The sequence below is a fragment of the Streptomyces olivoverticillatus genome, assembly GCF_014203555.1.
Taxonomy (GTDB): Bacteria; Actinomycetota; Actinomycetes; order Streptomycetales; family Streptomycetaceae; genus Streptomyces; species Streptomyces olivoverticillatus.
The window spans coordinates 1-23,640 of record NZ_JACHJH010000011.1; the positions used below are offsets into that span (position 1 = coordinate 1).

The following is a 23,640-nucleotide window of genomic DNA, read 5'->3' on the forward strand; positions in this document are numbered from 1 at the left end:
ACGACGATTTGGTCGACGTTCTGGGAGGTCCCGGAGGAGACCGGGTCCGTCTCCATCGGTGAACCCCTCGCGAATACGGACGTCTACGTCCTGGATTCGATGGGCCGCCCTGTCGCCGATGGTGTCAGCGGCGAGCTGTTCATCGGCGGTGATGGCCTGGCCCGTGGCTACATGGGGCGTGCCGGTCTGACCGCAGAGCGCTTCGTCCCCGATCCGTTCGGTCCCGCGGGTGCACGGCTCTACCGCACGGGTGACCTCGTGCGGCGCTTGGCGGATGGTTCGCTGGAGTACCAGGGCCGTATCGACACCCAGGTCAAGGTTCGCGGTTACCGCATCGAGCTCGGTGAGATCGAGACTGTCCTCCGCGCTCACCAGAGCGTGAAGGACGCCGTGGTCTCCGCCCGCGAAGACGGTGCCGGCGACAAGACCCTGGTCGCCTACGTGGTGCCTGATGCGGCGCTGGATGTGGCTGGGCTTCGTGCGCACCTGGGCGCGAGCCTGCCGGATTACATGGTCCCGGCCGCCTTCGTGGCGATCGACCGTGTTCCGCTGACCAACAGCGGCAAGGTCGACCACCGCGCCCTGCCCGCACCCGAGCAGGACATGTTCTCCACACGTCATTACGTCTCCCCCCGCACCCCCTTGGAGGAGCGCCTGGCCGCGGTCTGGTCGGACGTCCTGGGCGTGGAGCAGGTGAGTATCGAGGACAGCTTCTTCGACCTCGGTGGCGACTCCATCCGCGCCGTACGCCTGGTCGGCGGTCTGCGCGCGGCCGGCTACGAGGTGTCCGTACGCGAGGTCTTCGAGCACCGCACCATCACCGCCCTCGCGGGCCAGTTGTCGGGCCAGGTCGCAGGCGAGTCGCTGATCGACCCCATCGCGCCCTTCGCGCTGATCAGTGATGAAGACTGGGCCGCCATGCCCGACGACGTAGTCGACGCTTATCCGCTGTCGCAGGTGCAGACCGGCATGCTGGTGGAGATGATGGCCACCCGTGACCGGGGTGAGGGCCAGGTCGTCTACCACAACGTCAATTCGTTCCGCATTCCCGACGCACAGCCCTTCTCGGAAAAGGCATTGCGGGCTGCACTGGATCTGGCGGCGAACCGTCACCAGGCGCTGCGGACTTCGATGCATCTGAGTGGCTATTCGCAGCCGCTGCAGCTGGTGCATGCCGCCGTTGAACTGCCGCTGGCCGTCAGTGACCTGCGTGAGCTGGGCACCGACGAACAGCGTGAGTTGCTGCGGGCATTGGCCGACGAGGAGTGCGCTTCGGCCGTCGAGCTGACGAATCCGTGCTTGATGCGTGTCGTGGTGCACCTGGAGTCGGACGACGCCTGGAGGCTGACCTTCAGCTACAACCACGCCATCGCCGAAGGCTGGACCATCAACAGCCTGCTGATGGAGGTCGTGGAGTGCTACCAGCACCTCCGTGACGGCCGTGAGCTGCCCGTGTACGAGGCGCCCGCCGTCCGTTACGCCGACTTCATCGCCGCCGAGACGGAGTCGCTGGCGAGTGAGACGGATCGTTCGTTCTGGCGCGACGTCGTCGATGAGCATGCTCCGTTGCGGATTCCGGCAACGTGGTCGGGGGCAGCGGAGGCTTCGAGTGAGCGTCATGGCGTCGAGGTGCCGTTCGCTGACCTGGAGGAGGGTCTGCGGGGTCTGGCGCTGAAGGCGAACACGTCGCTGAAGAGCGTGCTGTTGGCTGCGCACTTGAAGGTGATGAGTGCCCTGACCAATGAGGATGCCTTCCATACAGGTGTGGTGTTCCACGGTCGTCTGGAGGCTCCGGGGGCGGACCGGGTGGTGGGTATGCACCTGAACACCGTTCCGTTCCCGGGCACCCGGCCCACCGGCTCGTGGCGTGAGCTGGTCGAGCAGGTGTATGCGCAGGAAGCGGAGATCTGGGCGCACCGGCGGTACCCGCTTCCCGCGATTCAGCGGGAGGCCGCGAGCGGCGAGCGTCTGCTCTCGGTCATGTTCGAGCACCAGAACTTCCACCAGGCCGACAGCGCCACGGCCGGCGCCGGATCCGACGGGCAGGCCGGTGGGACCGACTTCGCGCTGAGCGTCGTGGCCGCAAACGGCACCATCGGCCTGGCCACCTCGACGGATGTGATCGAGCGGGCTGATCTGGGTCGTCTTGCTTCGATGTACCGGTCGGTGCTGGAGGCGATGGCTGCGGACTTTGATGGGGATGCGTCGGTGGCGTGTCTTCCGGAGGGTGCGCGGGTCGGCCTTGCAGGTGAGGTCGTCGAGTGGCCGGGTGGCAGTGCGCTGGAGATGTTCGAGTCTCAGGCGGCTTCCAGCCCCGAATTGGTCGCGGTGGTCTCCGGTGATGAGCAGCTGAGCTACGGCGAGTTGGAGGGCCGTTCGAATCAGCTGGCCCGTCATCTGCTGGGGCTGGGTGTTGGTGCCGGTTCCGTGGTGGGTGTGTGCCTGGAGCGCAGCCCTGCCGTCCTGGTGGCGATGCTTGCGTCGTGGAAGGTGGGTGCGGCGTATGTGCCGGTCGACCCGGCGCTTCCTGCGGAGCGTCGTGACTACATGCTGGTTGACGCCGGGGCGTCGGTGCTGGTCACCGAGTCGGACGTGGCCGAGTTCGACGGGCATCGTGTGCTGCTGGACGCCGAGCGTGAGGTGATCAGCGAGCAGCCCGCCACTCCGCTCGATGTGCGTGTGGACAGGGACGGTCTGGCTTACGTGCTGTACACGTCCGGTTCGACGGGTCGGCCCAAGGGCGTGATGATCTCCCACCAGGGGCTGCACAACATGTTGTCGTCCATAAGGGATGTCACGGGAAGCGGCAGCGATGGCGTGTGGCTGGCGTCGACGTCGATCTCGTTCGACATCTCGGGTCTGGAGCTGTTCCTGCCGCTGATTGCCGGTGGCCGGGTGGTGATGGCATCCAGTGGTCAGGCCAGGGACGCGGAAGCACTCCTTGAGCTGATCTCCAAGAACCGTGTCACGCATGTGCAGCTGACGCCGTCCGGGTGGCGGCTGATGCTCGCGGCCGGTTTCGGTGACTCCGGGGTGACGGCGCTGGTCGGTGGTGAGGCGTGTTCGCTGGAGCTGGCGAACGAGCTGCGTGCTCGTACTCGCCGTCTGGTGAACGTCTACGGTCCGACGGAGACGACGATCTGGTCGACCTTCTGGGAAATCCCGGAGAAGACCGAGTCCGTCTCCATCGGTGAGCCCTTCGCCAACACCGAACTGTTCATCCTGGACTCCATTGGCCGTCCTGTTGCCGATGGTGTCAGCGGCGAGCTGTTCATCTGCGGTATGGGCCTGGCCCGTGGCTACATGGGCCGCGCCGGTCTGACCGCGGAGCGCTTCGTCCCCAACCCGTTCGGCCCCGCGGGTGCGCGCCTGTACCGCACCGGTGACCTCGTGCGGCGGCTGCCGGACGGTTCGCTGGACTACCAGGGCCGTATCGATACCCAGGTCAAGGTTCGTGGCTACCGCATCGAGCTCGGTGAGATCGAGACCGTGCTCCGCGCCCATCAGAGCGTGAAGGACGCCGTGGTCTCCGCCCGCGAAGACGGTGCCGGCGACAAGACCCTCGTTGCCTACGTAGTGGCCGACGATCCGCTGGACACGGCGGAGCTGCGCCGGCACCTGGGCGCGAGTCTGCCCGATTACATGGTTCCCGCCGCCTTCGTGGCGATCGACCGTGTTCCGCTGACCAACAGCGGCAAGGTCGACCACCGCGCCCTGCCCGCACCCGAGCAGGACATGTTCCCCGCCCGCCACTACGTAGAACCCCGCACCCCCCTGGAACAGCGCCTGGCCGCCATCTGGTCCGACGTCCTGGGCCTGGAGCGCGTAAGCGTCGAAGACAGCTTCTTCGACGTCGGTGGCGACTCCATCCGCGCCGTACGCGTGCTGTCCGCGGCTCAGGAGGCCGGAATTCCGCTGTCGGTGTGGATGATCCTTCAAGCGAAGAGCCTCGCCGAGCTGGCGCACATGATCGATGCGGACGCGGATCCCTTCCCGGCCCAGGACGGCATGCCGCTCCTCCCGGGACACCTCAAGCGGCTCGAGGCGGATTCCTCCGCCGGCCGGACGGTCCGGCTTCCGCTGAACCTGTCGGCTGACGCCGGCACTCTCGACAGGGCGCTGCGCGAAGTGGTGCGACACCACGAAGCGTTGCGCCTCCGATTCCCGGTCCGGGGTGAGGAGGACGGGCACGCCCGGTTGGCCGAGGTCTCCGAGGAGACGCTGGTCCGCGTGCTCGACCTGAGCGCCACGACCGCCGACGACCGGGTGACCGCGATCGCGGAGGCGATGGACCGGGCGAGTGCCGGTCTGGCGCCGGAGCGGGGTGCCCTTGTCCAGGCGACCCTGGTCCGGTTCGAGGACGGGAATCCGGGCGAACTGTGGCTCACCGTGCACGACCTGGCCCTCGACGACCGTTCGTGGTCCATCGTGCTCGGTGACCTGAACACCGCCTACCGGCAGTGCAGTGCGGGGGAGCCGGTGAGCCTGGCCGCAGTGGCGACACCGCTCCATTCGTGGGCACGGGCGCTTGCGGAGCAGGCGCACTCGGACGAGATGCTGGACCAGGCCGGTGTGTGGCTGAACCGGCCGAGCCCGACGCCGCTGCCCGTCGACCACCCCCGCGAGCACAACACGTACGCCACCGGCAACACGGTCACCGCGACCCTGCCGGCCGACCTGACCCGTGTGCTGCTCGACGATGCGCACCCGGAGCACCTGCTGCTGGGCACGCTCGCTCGGACGCTGGCCCGCTGGACCGGAGCGGAGCGCGTGGACGTCGACGTCATCGTCGATCCGCGTCGTGACGGTGACCGTGAACCGAGCGAGTCCCTGGCGCGTACGGTCGGCCCGCTGACCGACAGCTACCCGGTATCGCTGCGCCTGTCCGGGAACGGCGACGCCGCCGCTGCCCTCAAGTCGGTGGCGAGGCAGCTGCGTACGCTCCCGGAGCCCCGCTACGGGTACGGGCTGCTCCGTCACCTGGCTCCCGATGCCGATGTGGCCGAGGAGCTGGCCACCCTGCCCGCGGCCGAGGTCGGATTCACCTTCACCCCGCTGGAGGAGCGGGACGTCGACTCGGCACTGGCCTTCGTCCCGGACCGGGTCGCGCCGGCCCCGGCGGCCGATGCGGTACGTGCGCATCTGCTGGACGTCGAGGCATACGTCCTCGGGGATCAGCTCTATCTGCAGTGGACCCACAGCACGGCCGTTCACGACCAGCAGACCGTCCAGCGACTGGTGGGCGAGCAGCTGGGCGAGCTCACCGACCTGCTGCGTCAAGGGGCCGGCACCGTCGGCAAGCGCTCCCGGCGCCGCGTGGCCGAGGACCCCTTCGGGGCCGCCGTGGACGAGGTCCAGAGCGTGATGGCCCGGAACGAGATCCCGGGCGTCAGCCTGGCCTTGATCCAGGACGGGAAGACCGCGCTCGTACGGAGCTTCGGTGTCGTGGGCGGCGGGAGTTCCGAGCCGGTGACCCCGGAGACGGTGTTCGCCGCCGGTTCGATCAGCAAGCACGTGACGACGTTCACGGTGCTCCGCCTGGTGTCGGAAGGCCGCCTCGACCTCGACCGGGACTTCAACGACTACCTGTCGTCCTGGCGCATCCCCTCCGATCCCGACCACCCGGTCACGGCCCGGATGCTGCTGTCCAACCTCGGGGGCTTCGCCCAGCGCCCGGCTCTCGCCGACGGCTACCACCGGTACGACCCGGTGCCGACGCTCCTGGACGTGCTGAACGGCCGGCCCCCGGCCAAGACCCCCGCGGTCGAGATGGGGGACGTCCCCGGAAAGGTGTTCCAGAAGGGGCTGGCCGGCTTCTCGGTGCTCCAGCAGGCGATGGCCGACATCACGGGGGAGACCTACCCGGAGCTCACGCGTCGCCTGGTGTTCGACCCGTTGGCCATGACCGACAGCAGCTTCGACCCCCGGTTCCCGGATGCTGCCGGGCGTCCGTTCGCACGCGGCCACGACGAGGCGGGCAAGCTGATGTCCGACGGCTACTACATCAACCCGGAGGCGGCAGCCGGTGGCCTGTGGACGACGGCCGCCGACCTCGCCAACCTGTCCGCCGCGGTGCGCCGTTGCTACCTGGGCTCGGAGGACGGCCTGGTGGACCCGGGGCTGGTGCGTCAGATGCTGACGCCGCAGTCGGACCGCGCCTACGGCTGGAGCACCATCATCGACACCACCAGTGGTGAGGTGGAGTTCGGCCACGGCGGCCAGGCGGCCGGCTACCAGGCGATGACCTGGATGCGGGCACACTCCGGGCTCGGCCTGGTGATGCTCAGCAACTCCGTGAGCGGCCGGGAGCTGGTCAAGCACCTCATCGCCACCGTGCTGTCCGGGCGGACCCGCATGGCCGGAGTGTGGCAGCGGGCCATCGACGAGGCCGTTCAGCGGGAACAGGGCAACGCCGCGGAATCGGGTCGCAGCTGATGACGGACCCCACGGCCGTGACCGAGCAATCGGTCACGGCCGGCCCGGCCGTGCCACCACTCCGCAAGAACGCCGACTTCATCCGGCTCTGGGTGAGTTCGGGGATTTCCCGGCTCGGCACCTCCTTCACGATGGTGGCCTATCCGCTGCTGGTCCTGTGGCACACCGGCTCGGCCACGGCGACCGGACTGGTGACGTTCGCCGCCGCACTGCCGAGCTTTCTGGTCCAGTTGCCGGCCGGCGCACTGGTCGACCGGGTGGACCGCCGCAAGCTGATGTTCTGGTGCGACGTGATCAGCCTCGTGACGGTTGCCGGGGTCGCCCTGGCGGAGGCCGCCGACTGGTTCTGGCTGCCCGGCCTGATGCTTGCGGTGTTCGTGCAGGCGGCACTGGCCCTGATCTACCAGCTGGCCGAGCGGGCCACGGTCCGTCATGTGGTGGCGCCCGGACAACTGCCCGCGGCGCTCGCCCAGAACGAGGCGCGCGGGGCGGCGATCGGCCTGCTGGGCCAGCCCGGCAGCAGCTTGCTCTTCACCGTGGCCCGCTGGCTTCCCTTCGCCGTCAACGCGGTCGCGAACGGGTTCGCCCTGATCCTCCTCATCCTGCTCAGGAGGAGCTTCGCGCCGCCGCCCAGCGGTCCGCGGCAGCCTCTGCGCCTCGACATCACCGAGGGCCTGCGCTGGCTGTGGCAGCGCAGGTACCCCCGCCTGGTCACCGTCATGTTCGCCGGAAGCAATCTGGTGTTCCGAGTGCTCCTGCTGGCCGTGATGGTGACCATCCACGGCAGCGGACGCTCTCCCACCGTCGTCGGCATCGTCCTCGGCGTCGGAGGTGTCGGCGGTGTGCTGGGCGCGCTCAACGCCTCCTGGATGTCCCGCCGACTGAGCTTCCACCGCACGATAGTGGCCGGATTCGCACTCTGGACGGTCCTTGTCCCCATGGCGTTGGTCACCCGCGATCCGCTTGCGCTCGCCTGCATCCTGGCGGCGATCTCGTACGTGTCGAGCCTGTTCAACGTGATCGGGGTGGTCTACCAGATGCGGATCACCCCGGACCGGCTGCAGGGCAGGGTCAGCGGTGCCAGCAGCTTCCTCATGTCGGGCGCGAGCGCGCTCGGGGCGGTGGCCGGGGGATATGTGATCGACCGGTTCGGCACGACGGCGACGGGCCTTGCCGTCGGCGCCTTCGTGCTGGCGCTGACCATGATGGCGGGCAGGCCATCGGTCCGCGCCGAAGCCCGGGAGGACCCGGCCGGCCGCCTGTCGGATTGAGCCCGGCCGCCCGGGCTCCGGGCAGGCACAGGATTTGGTCAGCGAACCAACATTTCCGGCCGCTCGGCTGTTTGTTTCAGCGGACAATGCCTCGTCAGGGGGTGGTACCGTAAGATCAATTAGGGAGATCACTCGAGACGAACCCGGTACGCAACGCCGCTGCGGAAAGCAAAGGCGTCGAATGTTTCCGGTGTGCGTTCGAGTGTTTCCTTTCGTGCCTCCACGCCGGAGGTCGCATACTGCGGGCCGTTTAGGTATTTCCTGATGGAGGCTATGTCCCACTCGGCGTCGTCTTGGTCGACTCTGTTACCCCAAGTTGGCACTGCTGAGGTTCCGCATGCCCGTGGGGGGTTTTTCCGGTTGTTATCCAGTATCGCGTTTTTACGAAGGTGCGCTTGACCGCGCCCACGGGGGAAACATGGATTTTCGGCTGCTCGGTTCTGTCGGGGCTAGGCGAGGCGCCGAGCCCATAGAGATATCGGGGACCAAGGAGAACACGCTGCTGGCGGCGCTGCTGCTGGCCCGGGGGAAGGTCGTCTCCGACGAGCGCCTCACCACGCTCTTGTGGGGCTGGGATCCGCCCAAGACCGTAAGTGCCCAGATCTACACCTATATCTCCCGGCTGCGGAAGCGGCTCGGCGCGGACGTCGAGTTCATCCGCCGCCAGCCCGGGTACCTCCTGGACATCCACGACTCCCGGCTCGATCTCGCCGAATTCGAGAAGCTGGGTCAGCTCGGCGGAGCCGCCCTGCAGGAGGGCCACCACGCCGTGGCCGCCGGAACCCTGCGCACCGCGCTCGGCCTGTGGAGCGGCGAGGCTCTGGCGAATGTCACGCCCCAGCTGGCGCAGGCGTATGTGCCGCAGCTGGAGGAGACCTGGGCGACCGTCCTGGAGCAGCGCATCGAGGCCGACCTGGCGCTCGGCGCACACCAGGAGCTCATCGCGGAGCTCACCGGCCTCGTCGCCGAGTACCCGCTCCGGGAGCGACTGCGGGCCCTGCTCATGACCGCGTTGTACCGCTGCGGCCGGCAGGCCGACGCGCTCCACGTCTTCTACGAAGGCCGCCAAGTCCTTTCCGACGAGCTCGGTATCGACCCTTCGACGACGCTCACCGATGTGTATCAGGCGGTTCTGAACGGCGCCCCTCATCTGGATGCACAATCCCGTCCCGATGTCGACGTGTCCGCGCGCCCGGCCGCACGCGAGTGCATTCCGAGCACCTTGCCGCCGGACCTCCCGGACTTCGTCGGCCGGGAAGAGCTGGTCAAAAAGCTTTATGCGCTGCTGCGACCCGTGCATGACGGGGCCGGCCACGACAGGGCGCGTCGGATCCTGGTTACCGGTATGGGGGGAGTCGGTAAGACCGCGCTTGCCTTACATCTATCACATTCTCTCCGCGCATCGTTCTCCGACGGACAGATATATGTCAATCTCCGTTATCCGAACGGTGGTCCCAAGGATCCCAAGGAGGTGCTCGTCGGCATGTTGCACGCGCTGGGCGAGGATCTCGACTCGGACCGGGAAACGCTGGACGACCTGGTGCGGCGGTACCGGATCGCGACGTTCGGCAAGCACATGCTGATCATCCTGGACAATGCCGTCGGAGATCTGCAGCTGGAACCGCTGCTGCCCAATAGTTCGGCGCCCACTGTGCTGATCACCGGGCGCACCCGAATGGCCAGTGTTTCCGAGGCGAATACCCTGCAGGTCGGCCCGATGAGCCGGGCCGACGCATTCCTGCTGCTCACCGCGGTGGTGGGGGCCGGCCGAATGGCCGAGTCCTCGGGCGAGGCGCGGGACATCATCGCGCACTGCGCCGGGCTGCCGCTGGCCTTGAGGATCGTGGGCACCCGGCTGGCGGGCCGGACGCACTGGACCGCTGCCGTGCGGCTGGCGGCGCGACTGGGGAACCCCAGGGCCCGCCTCGACGAACTGCGCCTGGGGGACCTCGATGTCCGCCGCAGCCTGTACGCGTCCGTGATCCAACTGCAGCCGGAATGCCAGGTGTTCCTGAGCCGCCTCGCCAGAACGGGCCGAAGAGCCGCCTCCGCGGCGGACGTCGCGGCCGAGCTGGTGATGCCGGTGGAGCACGCCGAGCAGATGCTGGAAACCCTGGTGGACGGGGCGCTCATGAACGTCGTGGGGGTCGACGGCGAGAAGCGGCTGATCTATCGCCTCCACGACCTGGTGCACCTTCTGGCACTCGAGATCGCCGAGGAAGTTCCCGCGGTGGTGCGCACCCCCTCTTCGCCGCGCCCTTGGGCCCGTGCCGTCAGCAAGATGACGGCGGCGCCGGCCCGGCTACCGTCGATGCTTGGACGCCCGAGCAGCGTGTGTCAGTGACACGCAGATCACCGCAGCGGCGGCCCACACCACTGCCGCGGTCAGCGGGCTGTACCACATGAGCAACAGGGAGACGACGGTGGCGGCGACGACCGTGATGATCAAAGGCAGGACCGGGAGGCGGTGATGCCGGCCCAGCCTCTCCTCGAAGACGTCGTCGACGATTTCAGCGACCCTGTCGTCAATGGTGTCCCCGTAGCGGGCCAGAAACTGATCGACGTCTTGAGGCTCGCTGGGGCGCATCCGCTTGCCGGTGGGGATCAGGTGTCGCTGTGTCATGCGTCCACTGTGCCGACTCCGCCCGTGGGGGTCGGCCACGTGGACCCACGGGCGCGGGGGCAGGTTATCCCTACCCCCCACTCGTCGGATCTCCTCGCTGACCGGCCCGTATCCGCTCGGTTACGGTCCTCTCGACGGATCAAAGTGAGACAGGCGACCGCTTCCACCTGCTCTCACGGCATGAGAGCAGGCGATGAGTTGACCGAGAACACGGCTGGGCACGTGCACGACGACCGTACGCATACCCGGTCGGCGGACGCGATGATTCCCCGTAATCCGTTACGGGCGCTGACGTCCCCCGCGCTGTGGCGTGCATGTGCACACCTGGCCACGGACGGCCTCGTGGCCATCGCCGGCCTGGCGGTGCTCACGGTGCTGGGAGCCGGTATATGCGGCATCCCCCTCGGGCTGGTGGGGCTGCCGGTCACCGTGGCAGCGGGGTGGGCTCTCTTCCGGCTCGCGGCATTCGAGCGCAGCCGCTTCGCCATCACCTCCGGCGTGGCCATCACCGAGCCGCCGCAGCCGCCCTGGTCGTGGCGGTCGCTCGAGTCGGTGGTGACGTTCGCGCGCAGCCGCTGCACCTGGCAACTGATCGCCTACTTCACGCTGTTGACGGGCGTGGCCTGGGTGACCACCATCGGGGTGGCGCTGATATGGGCGGCCCCCCTGATGCTGGCGCTGCTCCCGGTCTACTGCCACTTCCTTCCGTCGGGCGAGGCTGCGGTCGGCCCATGGGTGGTGGGCAGCCTCCCCACCACCCTCCTGGTCTCGCTGGTGGCGTTGCTCTTCGGCGCCTTCGTCTCCCCCCTGCTGGTCAGGCCGCTGATGGCCCTCGACCTCGCCTTGGGCCGGGCGCTCCTGTCCCGCCCCCGGGGCATGGAACTCGTCCAGCGCGTCAAGGACTTGACCGAAAGCCGGGCAAAGGTCGTCGATGCCGCCGAAGCGGAGCGCAAGCGCATCGAGCGTGACCTCCACGACGGCGCACAGCAACGGCTGGTGGCCATGTCGATCACCCTGGGCCGTGCCACCTCCCGGCTCAAGAAGTCCGGTGACGAGACGACCCAGAAGCTCGTGGAGGACGTCCGCCGCGAGACGCTCCACGCCATCACCGAACTGCGCAACCTGGCCCGCGGTCTGCACCCGCCGGTCCTCACCGACCGCGGCCTGGAGGCGGCGCTCTCCGCCGTCGCCGCGCTGGCGCCGGTCCCGGTGCGCCTGGACGTACAGGTCGACCCCCGGCCGTCCGCCACCGTGGAAGCCGTCGCCTACTTCATGGTGACGGAGGCGCTGACGAACGTCGCCAAGCACGCCAACGCGAGCCGTGCGTGGGTGGAGATCCGGCGAGACGATGATCAACTCAACATTAAGATCGGCGACGACGGGCAGGGCGGTGCGGACCCCACGCGGGGAAGCGGCCTCGCCGGCCTGGAGGGCCGCGTCTCCGGGGTGGACGGACGGCTGCGCATCAGCAGCCCTGTCGGCGGACCGACCGTGATAGAGGTGGATATTCCGTGCGGGTAGTGATTGCCGAGGATTCCGCGCTGCTGCGCCAGGGAATCGTCCTGCTCCTCACCGAGGAAGGCATCGACGTGGTCGCCGCTGTCGGCGACGGGGAAGCGCTCCTGCGCGCCGTCGCCGAACACGAGCCCGACGTCTGCGTGGTGGACGTCCGCATGCCGCCCACGTTCATCGACGAGGGGCTGCGGGCGGCGCTCGTCATCCGCAGCCGCTGGCCGGAAGTCGGCGTGCTGGTGCTGTCGCAGTACGTGGAGGAGCGGTACGCCTTCGACCTCGTCGACAACAACGACAACGGCGTCGGCTATCTGCTCAAGGACCGGGTGTCCGACGCCGCCGAATTCGTGGACGCGCTGGAACGGGTCGATGCGGGCGACACCGTCCTGGACCCCGAAGTGGTCAAACAGCTGCTGGCGCGCAGCCGCAAGCGGGACCCGCTGGCGGCCCTGACCCCCCGTGAACGGGAAGTCCTCACCGCCATGGCGGAGGGGCGCTCGAATGCCGGCATCGCGGCCGAACTGGTCGTCGGCGCGGCGGCGGTGGAGAAGTACATCCGCAGCATTTTCACGAAATTCGGTCTGCAGCCCGAGGCGGGGGACCACCGCCGGGTGCTCGCCGTTCTACGCTATCTGGGAGCTTGACATCAGTACCTCACCGAAAAAGCGCCGCGGAGTCGTATTCACCGGACTCGCCGTCCTCGTCGCGGTCATCGCCCTCGCCGGCTGGGGCATCGTCGAGATGCTCCCCCCGGATCACCCCTATTCCGGCTCCTGGCAGGCCGAGGCGGGCAAGAGCAAGCTGCTCGACGTCCGGACCGAAGGCATGGGCGTCACCCTGAAGGCCGGCGACACCTCGCGCGTGGAGGTCAAGGCCACCGGCGGGTACGACGACAATGCCCCCGAAATCTCCGTGGCGCCCTCCGGGGAGAAGGTCGCGGTCGTCGGTAAGTGTGCCGGAGACTGCTCGGTCCAGTTGCACATCACGCTGCCGGCCGCCCTGGCCGCGAAGGTGGAGACCGGCGGGCCGGCGATCTCGGCGGCCGATCTCACCGGCCGGCTCGACCTGCACACGACCAGCGGCTCCATCGACGTGGACCACGCCTCGGGCCCCCTGACCCTGCACAGCGGCAACGGCGCGGTCACCCTCTCCGACAGCCGCTCCCCGGACGCCAGCGTCACCACCGGAAACGGCGCGGTCGACGCCACGTTCGCCAGTGCCCCGGCCAAGGTGAACATCACGACGCACGACGGAGCGGTCGACCTGCGCGTGCCCCACGACGCCGGCTACTACATCGACGCACAGAGCTCCGGCTCCACCCCCGACGTCAAGCTCCCGACCGACCGGAACGCGACCCACGAGATCACGGTGAAGACCCACAGCGGAGGCCTCAAGGTCCACTGAGGGGACACCGGGACGACCGCTGCTCCGCGGTCACGGCCAAGGCGATGGTCAGGGAATTCCATTTCCTGCACCATCGCCTTCGCATATTGGGGACCGCACTTCGTATAGGGCCGATATAGAGCGTCCGCCCAGACTGCTGCCGCGGCAGCGGATTTTCACCGGCGCAGCGTGCCCAGTGACAGCCGAGTGCCTTGTCCACCCGATGTTGACCACAGGAGCCGTTGTGACCCGGCATTTGCTTCCGGACCGAATCGTCGCGCAGCGCTCGATGCAATCCCCGAGTGCGGTGGCCGTCATTGAGGGCAGCCGCCGGATCAGCTATGGGGAATTGGAGGCGGATGCCCGCAGGATGGCGAACTTCCTGCGCGGCCGCGGCATCGGTGCGGGCAGCACGGTGGGGCTGTATCCGGCGTCCGGCGCCCAACTGGTCGTATCGCTCCTCGGCATAGGGAAGTCGGGAGCGGCCCTGGTCCTCCTGCCGCGGGACACGCCCGCCGACCGGCTCGACCGGATCGTGCGCGACGCGCGAGTCGACGTCCTGCTGACCGGCGGCACGGACATCGCCGCCGCGGAGAACAGCGGTGTCGACGTGCTGTGCCTGGACACCGCATGGGAAAAGATCGCGCTCTGCCCGGACGATGCCGGAGAAGCACCCGGATGCGACGACGCCCCCGCCTTCGTCGGCTACGGAGCGGGCGACGTCGGCCTGGTGGTCGACCGCGGCACCCTGGCCGACTACGCGTCATCGCTCGTGGGACACCACGGCCTGGCCGACTCCGACCGGGTGGTGTACGGCGGCAACCTCGACGAGGCCGCCTGCTACGGGACGCTGCTGGCCGCCCTCGTGAACGGCGCGACGGCAGTGTTCCCGGCACCTGAAGCCGGCGCGGACGGCCCCGGACTGCTGGGCCTCGCCGCGGACCACCAGGCCACGGTCCTGGCGGCGCCCCGCGAGCTGCTGGGCGAGCTGGCGGACCACTCGGCCTGGCCCGCTTCGCTCCGCCTGGTGATGAGTTCCGAGCCGGAGCTGGACCCCGGAGCGGACGCCGAGCTGCTCGGACGGCTGTCGGCCCGGGCCCCGGTGAGCCTGACGATCGCCTACGGCCAAGGCGAATGCGGCCTGCCGATCGCCACCGTCCTGCACGAACCGCACCAGGCCGCCGAGACGTCGACGCTCGGCCACCCGGTCGACGAGAACCGGATCGTCGTCCTGGACGAACTCGGCGAGCCCATGCCCGTGGGCCTCCCGGGCGAACTGCACCTGGCCGTGCCCCCCGCGGCGCACGGATGGCGCGGCCGCCCCGGACTGACCGCCGAGCGCTTCGTCCCGGACCCCTACGGCGAGCCGGGCAGCCGGATCCACCGGACCGGGGCGCTCGTCCGCTGGCGCAACGACGGCACCCTGGAGTACTACGGCCGGATCGAGACCGACACGGAAGACCTGGAGCTGCCGGACTCCCTGCTGCTCCTCGACTCCGAACGCCCCCCGTACGTGGCCCCGCGCACCCCGGAGGAGCGGGTGGTCGCCGAGGCCTGGTCGGAACTGCTGGAGGTCGACGACGTCGGCGCGACGGACGACTTCTTCCAGCTCGGCGGGTATTCGCTGCTGCTGGCCCAGCTGACCAAGCGGATCCGGGCGGCCACCGGCAAGGAGGTGGCCCTCGCCGACCTCTACCAGGCGGTCACGGTGGAGCGGCAGGCGGAGCTGATCCGGGCCGCCGGCCAGGGCACGCCGCCGATCGCCGTCGTCCCGCGCGACGAACCGCTTCCGCTGTCCTTCGGGCAGCGCCGGGTGTGGCTGCTGAGCACCATGCACCCCGACAGTGCGGAATGGATCGTCCCCCTCTTCCTCCGCCTGCCCTCGGACATCACCGCGGACACGGTGCGCCGCGCGCTCTTGACGCTGGCCGTCCGGCACGAGTCGCTGCGCACCCGCTACATCAGCCGCGCCGACGAGCCCATGCAGATCATCGAAGAGGCCCGGCCGGTCGATCTGCGCGTGGTGGACTGCCCGCCGCATGACCTGGACGCGATGGTCCACGAGCAGTTCGAAGCCGGCTTCGACCTCGCGTCCGGCGAGGTGTGGCGAGCGCTGCTGGCCCGCGAGGACGGCCGGGAGCAGCTCCTGTTCATCACGGTCCACCACATCGCCTGCGACGGCTGGTCCGCCACCGTGCTGGAGCGGGAGCTGCGCGAGCTCTGCACGGCCTACCACTCGGGCCGTGAGCCCGAACTGGCGGAGCCGGACATCCAGTACGCGGACTACGCCGTGTGGCAGCGCGAGTTCAGGGACAAGGACAGCCTCGGCGAGCAGATCGAGTTCTGGCGCGAGGAACTGCGGGGCGCGGCCCCCGTGGAACTGCCGACCGACCGTCCGCGGCCCGCCGAGCGGGACCCGCGCGGTGCACTGGTGCCCATCAGGATTCCGGTGCCGCTGGCGGAGCAGGTGATCGCCCTCGGCCGGCGCCACGAGGCCAGCCCGTTCATGACGCTGCTGACAGCGTTCTCCGCGCTTCTCGCCCGGTACAGCGGGCAGTGGGACGTCAGCGTCGGCGTGCCGGTCGCGGGCCGCAACCAGCCGGAGACCGAACCGGTGGTCGGGTTCTTCATCAACTCCCTGGTGATGCGCTGCCGGCTGGACCCCGACCTCAGCTTCTCGCAGGCCCTGGACCGGGTGCGGGACACCAGCCTGGCCGCGTTCGCGCGACAGCAGGTGTCGTTCGAGCACCTGGTCGAGGAGCTGCGCCCGGACCGGGACCTGTCCAGGACGCCGCTCTACCAGGTCGCGTTCAACTTCAACGATGCACAGGTGTCCGGCGGCCTGCCGGGAGACACCGACTACGACCTCCTCGTCGGCAGCCGCCAGGTGTCGAAGACCGACCTGACCCTGTACCTGCGCACCGAGGACGACGGTGAGCTGGTCGGTGTCGTCGAGTACGCGACGTCCCTGTTCGAGCGCGGCACGGTCGAGCGTTTCGCCCGGCACTTCGTCCAGCTGCTCACGGCGGCGGTGGACACCTCCGAATCCCGGCTGTCCACGCTGGACATCGTCCCGGCACAGGAGCTCGGGGACGTGACCGAGCGCTGGAACGCCACGCGGACCGAGTGGGATGCCGGCTCGGTGATCGACCTCTTCGAGGCCCAGGCCGACAAGACCCCCGATGCCGTCGCCCTGGTGGCGGGCCCGGCGCGCGTCACCTACCGGGACCTGGACCGCGAGGCCAACCGGATCGCGCACCGGCTGCGCGCGCTGGGGGCGGGCCCCGACACCCTCGTCGGCGTGTGCCTCCACCGCGGCCCGGACCTCGTCCGCTCCCTGCTCGGCGTCTGGAAGGCGGGCGCGGCGTACGTGCCGATCGACCCCGCCAACCCGGCCGAGCGGCTGGGGCACGTCCTGGCGGACAGCGGGGCGTCGATCCTGGTGAGCACGTCGGAGCTGACCGGGCTGACGGAATCGTTCGCGGGCACCAGGCTGCTCGTCGACCAGGAGGCCGAACGGCTCGCAGAGCAGCCGGACGGTCCGCCGCCGCGGTCGGCGGACCCCGAGCACCTGGCCTACGTCATCTACACCTCGGGCTCCACGGGGAAGCCCAAGGGCGTCATGGTCACCCAGCACGGTCTCGCCAACCACCTGCGGTGGGCGGCCCGTGACCTGGTCGTCGGCGAGGGCGGGGCCCCGCTGTTCTCGTCCATCGCCTTCGACCTGCCGGCGACCAACGTCTACGCCCCGCTGATCTCCGGCCGGCCGGTCCACCTGCTGTCGGACCTCGACGACCTGACCGGTCTGGGGCAGGCGCTCGTCGCGTCCGGACCGTACAGCTTCATCAAGCTCACACCGGGCCACCTCGACCTGCTCAGCCACCAGCTCACCCCCGAACAGGCCGCGGGCCTGGCGAACGTGGTGCTGGTCGCGGGCGAGGCGCTGCCGGCCCGGACGGCCAACCACTGGCTCGAACTGCTGGGCCCCGAGCGCCTGATCAACGAGTACGGGCCGACCGAGACGTCCATCGGCACCACGATCCACCCCGTCGACGAGGAGCAGACCGCCACCGTTCCGCTGGGGCGGCCGCTGCCCAACATGACGACCCACGTGCTGGACGACACCGCGCGTCCCGTGCCCACGGGCGTGATCGGCGAGCTGTACATCGGCGGTGACGGCCTGGCCCGGGGCTACCTCGACCGGCCCGGGCTCACGGCCGACCGATTCGTCCCGAACCCCTTCGGCACACCGGGCGCACGCCTGTACCGCACCGGTGACCTGGTGCGCCGGCTGGCCGACGGCAGCATCGCCTTCCTCGGCCGGGCGGACAACCAGGTCAAGATCCGCGGCTACCGCATCGAACTCGGGGAGATCGAGGCCGCGCTCACGGCCGAGCCCGGTGTCCAGGGGGCGGCCGTCGTCGTCCAGGAGGAGCAGGAGGGCGAGAAGTCCCTGGTCGCCTACCTCGTTGCCGCCGACGGCCAGGAGACCGACGCCGACGCCGTGCGGGAGCGGATCTCCGCGGCACTGCCCGACTACATGGTCCCCTCGGCCTTCGCGGTCGTGGACGCCCTGCCGCTGACGCCCAACGGAAAGCTCGACCGCAGCGCCCTGCCCTCGGTGGAGCGTTCCGCCGGCCGCTACCAGGCCCCCGGCACCCAGGTCGAGGAGATCATCGCGGGCATCTGGTCGGAGATCCTCGGCCGGGAGCGGGTCGGCGTCGAGGACAGCTTCTTCGAACTCGGCGGCCATTCCATCCTGGCGATCCGGATGACCTCCACCCTGCAGGACGAATTCGGCATCGACCTGTCCCTGCGAACCGTCTTCGAGCACCCGACCGTCCGCTCGCTGGCGCAAGCCGTGGAGGACCACATCAGGGCCGAGATCGAGCAGATGTCCGAGGAGGAACTGCTCGAACACGACGTGCAGGCCGCGGACCAGTCGGCCTGAGCCTCGAACCGGCGCATCCGGGTGCCACCGTCCTGGCGCCCGGATGCGCCGTCGCCATGCCTCGACCCGAGCCCACAAGGGCACGCGAGCCCGCAAGGGCAAGAAAGGGAAAACCGTGAACGCAGCACGCGAGTACGGCGCCACCACGCCGCCCTCCGGACTCCTGATCGACCTGATCGAAGCGCAGGCAGCCCGGGTGCCCGAGGCGGTCGCGGTGATCGCCGGTGGCACGACGAGCAGCTACCGGGAACTGGACCGGCAGGCCAACCGGATCGCGCACCGGCTGATCGAACTGGGCGCCGCGGCAGACGTCCCGGTCGGGGTGTGCCTGCCGCGTGGAAGGGACCTGCCGGCGGCCCTGCTCGGCGTGTGGAAGGCCGGCGCGGCATACCTGCCGCTCGACACGGCCCTGCCCGTCCAACGGCTGGAGTACATGCTCGAGGACAGCGGCGCGCCCGTCCTCATCTGCCTCTCGCAGTCGTCCGCCCCGATCCCGCCCGGATACCGCGGCACCGTCCTGGCGCTCGACGACGACCGGGCGGCCGTCGAGGCGCTCCCGTCCACCGCACCGGACCGCGCCACCGACCCGGAGCAGCTGGCCTACCTCATGTACACCTCGGGCTCGACCGGGACCCCGAAGGGCGTGATGGTCAGACAGCGGGCGCTGGCCAACCTGGTGTGCTCCCTCCTCGACGATGCCGGGGCGGGCCGTGGGGGCACCTGGCTGGCGAGCACCTCGGTCTCCTTCGACATCTCGGGCGTGGAGATGTACGTGCCGCTGGCTTCCGGAGGCCGGATGGTGGTGGCCTCCGACGCCGAGGCGAAGGACCCGGCGGCCCTGCTGCGGCTGATGGACGCGCACGAGGTCACCGATGTGCAGGCGACGCCCTCCGGCTGGCGGCTGTTGCTGGCCTCCGGCTTCGACCGTCCGGCGGTGCGGGCCCTGGTCGGCGGGGAGGCGCTGCCGACGGGACTGGCCCGCGAACTGCGCGGCCGCGTCGCCGGGCTGACCAATGTGTACGGGCCGACCGAGACGACCATCTGGTCGACCTTCTGGGAGGTGCCCGGCGAGGTGGAGCAGGTGCTCCTGGGCGGCCCGCTCGCGCGCACGCAGACGCACGTGCTGGACACCTCCGGCCGGCCCGTCCCGGACGGCGGGGCCGGCGAGCTCCACCTCGGCGGCGAGGGCCTGGCCCGCGGCTACGCGGGCCGCCCCGGCCTTACGGCGGAACGGTTCGTGCCCGATCCCTTCGGGGCGCCCGGATCACGTCTGTATCGCACCGGCGATCTGGTACGGCAGTCTTCCGGTTACGCGATAGAGTTCATAAGCCGGGTCGACGACCAGGTGAAGATACGTGGTTACCGCATCGAACTTGGCGAAATCCAAGCGCGATTGACCGAGTTTCCCGATGTGCGTGACGCCGTGGTCACCGTCCGCGAATCCGGCGAAGGCGATAAGCGGCTCATTGCGTACCTGGTCCCCGTGCCGGGTCGCCGGCCCGATGTCGCCGCCCTGCGAGCACATCTCGCAGCGACACTTCCCGATTACATGATTCCCCCCACGTTTATGGCGATCAGTCGAATCCCGTTGAACACCAGCGGGAAAGTCGACTACCGCGCGCTGCCTCAACCCGGGCGAATCACCCGTCGACCGGCCGGACACAGCCGGTCGGCCTGACCTCCACGGCCCGGCCCGTTGCCGGGCGGTGCCGGCGGGTTCGCCAGAACGACAGCGGGGGCTCACCACCACTTGTTTGGGAGCCATCATGCCCACCGGCCACGTCACCGAACTGACCTCAGCCGCCCCCGACTTCTTCGCCGACCCCTACTCGGCCTACCGGAAAATCGGCGCCGACGGCCCCGTCCGACAACTGCGGATGCCGGGCGGCGAGACGGTATGGATGGTCTTCGGATACGACACCGTCCGCACCGCCCTCGCCGACTCCCGGCTGTGCAACGACAGCCGGCACTCGGCCGCGTACCGGGAGGACGACTCCGCGGTCGGCCGCAACATGCTCAAGGCCGACCCGCCGGACCACACCCGCCTCCGGACCCTCGTCTCGCGCCAGTTCACCGCTCGCCGCATCGGGAAGCTGCGCTCGCGCATCGAGGAGATCTCCGCCGAACTCCTCGACGCGGTGGCCTCCTCCGGCCGCACGGATCTCGTCAGCGCCTACGCCATCCCTTTGCCGATCACGGCCATCTGCGAGCTGCTCGGCGTCCCGGCCGCGGACCGCGAGACCTTCCTCGGCTGGTCCAACAAGCTCGTCGACGTCACCGGCCCGGAAGCCGCCGCGGCCGCCGGAGCAGCGGCGGCGGCGATGACCGAATACCTCACCGGCCTCATCGAGGAGAAGCGACGCCGTACCGCCGGGGCGGACGCCGACCTCCTGCACGTCCTCGCCCGCGCCCAGGACGAGGACAACGACCGGCTCTCGCCCGACGAACTCCTCGGCATGGCCTTCCTGTTACTCGTCGCCGGACACGAGACGACCGTCAACCTCATCTCCAGCGCCGTCCACCTCCTGTTGCGGAACCCGGACCAGCTCGCCGCGCTCCGCGCCGACCCCGGTCTCCTGGACGGCACCATCGAGGAGACGCTGCGCTACGAGCCCCCCATCCAGGTCGCCGCCTACCGCTACACCTCCGAGCCCCTGACGCTGGCGGGCACAGACATCCCGCAGGGCGAGCGCGTCGTGCTCTCCCTCGCCTCCGCCAACCGTGACGCCGCCTACTTCCCGGACCCCGACCGCTTCGACATCCACCGCGACCTGACCGCGAACCGCGCCCAACTCGCCTTCAGCCACGGCATCCACTACTGCCTCGGCGCCCAGCTCGCCCGGCTCGAAGCCGTCGTCGCGCTGACCGATCTGCTCAAGCGCTTCCCGGGCCTCGCCCTCGACGAGGCCGCCGCTCCCGAGTGGCGGCCGAGCCTGCTGCGCGGGCTGCGCACGCTCCCCGTGCGCTGGTAACGCAGGAATACGCACAGAGCACCGAGCAATGAAGCGGGGCGATCCGCAGGGCTGCCGACGGCCCGGCGGATCGCCCCGCAGTCCGTCACGCAAAAGCCACGGCCCCGGCAATTCCCTTGTCGGCGGGCCCGCTTCAACCGGACCATATAGCCGCCATATAGGCCCTCCTTGCACGGTAGAGCTGCGCAACCGACCGCGCTCATATATCGGCTGTCCTGGAGGAGACCTGTGACCCATACGGGCGGCAATTGGTTCCAAAGACACGGCACGACCACCGATCCCGATCTGCGCCTGGTGTGCTTTGCGCACGCGGGAGGCGTACCGAGTTTCTTCAACGGCTGGGCACGGCATCTGCCGGCCGGAATGGAACTCATGGCGGCGTGCTATCCCGGACGGCAGGCCCGTTTCGGGGAACCGTATGCCGAAAGCATGGAGGACCTGGCCGACCAGGCGGTCGATGCGCTCGCCCCCTACCTCGGAACTCCGCTGGCGCTGTTCGGGCACAGCATGGGCGCCGCCGTGGCCTACGAGGTCGCCCTCCGGCTCGAAGCGCGCCACGGAGTCCAGCCGGTCCGGTTGTTCCTCTCCGGACAGCCGGCGCCGCACCGGGCGGAGCCGTCGAACCTGCACCTCGAAGACGCCGAGACCATGCTCGACGAGGTCAAGCGGCTGGGGCTGTCGACCGCGAGCGCCATGGAGCACCCCGAACTGCTGGAGATCGCGCTCCCCACACTGCGGGCCGACTTCCGTCTCGTCGAGACCTACCAGCCGAAGCTCACCAAGGCCAAGAGCCCCGTCGTGGCCTACGCCGGCGACGAGGATCCCGACTGCCCGCCCGACGCGATGTGCGCCTGGTCGGAACTGACCACCGCGGGCTTCGCATACCGCTCCTTCCCCGGCGGCCACTTCTACCTCGAAGCACACGAGGCCGAGCTCCTGCTCCACATGGTCGGACACCTCAGGGACGACATCCGCCTGGCAAAGGCAATCGGGATGGCCGGAGCACGGCGCCCCTCGGCCCGACCGGCGGAGCCCGTGTCCGCCCGGCACTCCGGGGCCGTTCGATGAGCATCGTCCACCCCCTCACCCACGGGCAGGAAGCCCAGTGGTTCCTGCACGAACTGGCCCCGCAGAGCGGCGTGTACAACACCGGCATCGCCGTCCGCGTCCTCTCGGCCGTCGACGTCCCGGCACTGCGGCAGGCCGTGGCCGCGCTCGGCGCACGCCACGAGATGCTCCGCTCGCGATACGCCGAGGCCGACGGCCGCCCGGTACGCGTGGAGTCGCCCGACGGCCCCGTCCGCCTCACCGAGCGCGAGCACCCCGGCGCCGCCGACGAGGACTTCCACACGGCCGTCCGCTCCGCACTCAACGCCCCCTTCTCGCTCCGCGAAGAGGTGCCGTTCCGGATCGTGCTGCTGACCAGAGGGCCCGAGGATGCCGCCCTGGTCGTGGCGGGCCACCACATCTCCACCGACGCGGTGTCGAACACGCTGCTGCTCCGCGACCTCCTCCAGATCTACCGGGAGCTCACCGACGGCACGCCCGCCGCACTACGGCCGATCACCGCCGGCTACGGGGACCACGTCGACAAGGAACGCCGGCTGCTCGAATCGGGCCGGGGCGCCGCCATGAAGCAGTACTGGAGCGGCGTGAGCCTGGGCTCGACACCCGCCGCCCTGCCCACCGACCACACCCGGCCGGCGACCCAGGCGTTCGCGGGGGACACCCTGCGGGTGACCGTCGCACCGGAGGCGACCGACGCCGTACGGCAGTTCGCGGCAGCGCTCGAAGTCACCCCGTACGCCGTGCTGCTCGGCCTCTTCCAGAGCGTGTTGCACCGCCACACCCGGCAGCCCGACTTCGCCATCGGCGTGCCGACCACCACACGGCTCAGCAGCAGGATGCGCGACGTGGTGGGCAACTTCATGAACACCGTGGTCATGCGGTCGGCCTTCCACCCGCGCTCGACGTTCCGGGAGGCCGTGCTGGCGGCCGACGAGCAGCTCAAGCTCGGCATGGAAGCGGCCCGGTACCCCTTCTCGCTGCTCGCCCGCACGGCGGGCACCCCACGGGCCGCCGGGCGCTCCCCCCTGTACCAGATCACGTTCAATATGCTGGCGACGGCCCACCTCGACGCCGCGCTCCAGCCCGTACTGGACACGACGCATCCCGAACACGTCACGCGGCACGCCGGGCTGCTCCTGGGCCCCTGCCACGTGCCCCAGCAGGAAGGTCAGCTGGACCTGGCCGTCGACGTCCTCCAGGGCGCCGACGCAATGGCCCTCGACTTCCGCTACGACACACACCTCTACGAGCCCGCGACCGTCCTGCGGCTGGCCCAGCACTTCCTCCGCGCGATCGATGTCGCCACCGGGAACCCGGACTCCCGCATCGCCACCGCCCGGCTCTGGGACCCGGCCGAAGTCCGGCGCCCGCCCGGGCGCGGCAACGGCGCGACCCGCGTCAACGTCACCCCCGCTCACGTCTGAG

At 69.7% G+C, this 23,640-nt stretch carries 12 protein-coding genes; 11 read left to right on the forward strand and 1 reads right to left on the reverse strand.

Annotated elements, in window-relative coordinates; all coding sequences use genetic code 11:
* Window positions 1–6: 6 nt before the first annotated feature.
* The 3 genes from FHS39_RS24700 to FHS39_RS24710 all read left to right on the forward strand — a co-directional run bounded on the left by FHS39_RS24700 (window position 7) and on the right by FHS39_RS24710 (window position 10,050).
* On the forward strand, window positions 7–6,435 hold the full coding sequence (locus FHS39_RS24700; RefSeq protein WP_343069732.1) for a non-ribosomal peptide synthetase: 6,429 nt from the start codon (window positions 7–9) through the stop codon (window positions 6,433–6,435).
* Window positions 6,436–6,452: 17 nt separating this feature from the next.
* Window positions 6,453–7,706: an MFS transporter gene (locus FHS39_RS24705; protein WP_184351711.1), complete on the forward strand. Its 1,254-nt coding sequence runs from the start codon at window positions 6,453–6,455 to the stop codon at window positions 7,704–7,706.
* 418 nt (window positions 7,707–8,124) lie between these two features.
* Window positions 8,125–10,050, forward strand: a complete 1,926-nt coding sequence (locus FHS39_RS24710; RefSeq protein ID WP_184351712.1) for an AfsR/SARP family transcriptional regulator — start codon at window positions 8,125–8,127, stop codon at window positions 10,048–10,050.
* Here FHS39_RS24710 and FHS39_RS24715 read toward each other — a convergent pair.
* Window positions 10,009–10,329, reverse strand: coding sequence for a hypothetical protein (locus tag FHS39_RS24715; protein ID WP_184351713.1), 321 nt, complete (start codon window positions 10,327–10,329; stop codon window positions 10,009–10,011). The genes FHS39_RS24710 and FHS39_RS24715 overlap by 42 nt on opposite strands.
* 180 nt (window positions 10,330–10,509) lie before the next feature.
* Between FHS39_RS24715 and FHS39_RS24720 the strand changes: the two genes are divergently transcribed.
* The 8 genes from FHS39_RS24720 to FHS39_RS24755 all read left to right on the forward strand — a co-directional run bounded on the left by FHS39_RS24720 (window position 10,510) and on the right by FHS39_RS24755 (window position 23,639).
* The gene (locus FHS39_RS24720; protein WP_184351714.1) at window positions 10,510–11,850 is read left to right on the forward strand and encodes a sensor histidine kinase; all 1,341 of its coding nucleotides are present in this window, start codon (window positions 10,510–10,512) and stop codon (window positions 11,848–11,850) included.
* On the forward strand, window positions 11,841–12,485 hold the full coding sequence (locus FHS39_RS24725; RefSeq protein WP_184351715.1) for a response regulator: 645 nt from the start codon (window positions 11,841–11,843) through the stop codon (window positions 12,483–12,485). The genes FHS39_RS24720 and FHS39_RS24725 overlap by 10 nt, the downstream gene beginning before the upstream one ends.
* 97 nt (window positions 12,486–12,582) lie before the next feature.
* Complete coding sequence (locus tag FHS39_RS24730; protein WP_184351716.1) at window positions 12,583–13,245, forward strand: DUF4097 family beta strand repeat-containing protein; 663 nt, start codon at window positions 12,583–12,585, stop codon at window positions 13,243–13,245.
* Between the two features lie 268 nt (window positions 13,246–13,513).
* Window positions 13,514–18,175, forward strand: coding sequence for a non-ribosomal peptide synthetase (locus FHS39_RS24735; RefSeq protein WP_184351717.1), 4,662 nt, complete (start codon window positions 13,514–13,516; stop codon window positions 18,173–18,175).
* Between the two features lie 115 nt (window positions 18,176–18,290).
* Window positions 18,291–19,853: an amino acid adenylation domain-containing protein gene (locus FHS39_RS24740; RefSeq protein WP_184351718.1), complete on the forward strand. Its 1,563-nt coding sequence runs from the start codon at window positions 18,291–18,293 to the stop codon at window positions 19,851–19,853.
* A gap of 88 nt (window positions 19,854–19,941) precedes the next feature.
* On the forward strand, window positions 19,942–21,147 hold the full coding sequence (locus FHS39_RS24745; protein WP_184351719.1) for a cytochrome P450 family protein: 1,206 nt from the start codon (window positions 19,942–19,944) through the stop codon (window positions 21,145–21,147).
* Window positions 21,148–21,441: 294 nt separating this feature from the next.
* Complete coding sequence (locus FHS39_RS24750) at window positions 21,442–22,215, forward strand: thioesterase II family protein (RefSeq protein WP_343069733.1); 774 nt, start codon at window positions 21,442–21,444, stop codon at window positions 22,213–22,215.
* Window positions 22,212–23,639: a condensation domain-containing protein gene (locus tag FHS39_RS24755; RefSeq protein ID WP_184351721.1), complete on the forward strand. Its 1,428-nt coding sequence runs from the start codon at window positions 22,212–22,214 to the stop codon at window positions 23,637–23,639. Before FHS39_RS24750 ends, FHS39_RS24755 begins: the two co-directional genes overlap by 4 nt.
* The last annotated feature ends 1 nt before the right edge of the window (window position 23,640 follow it).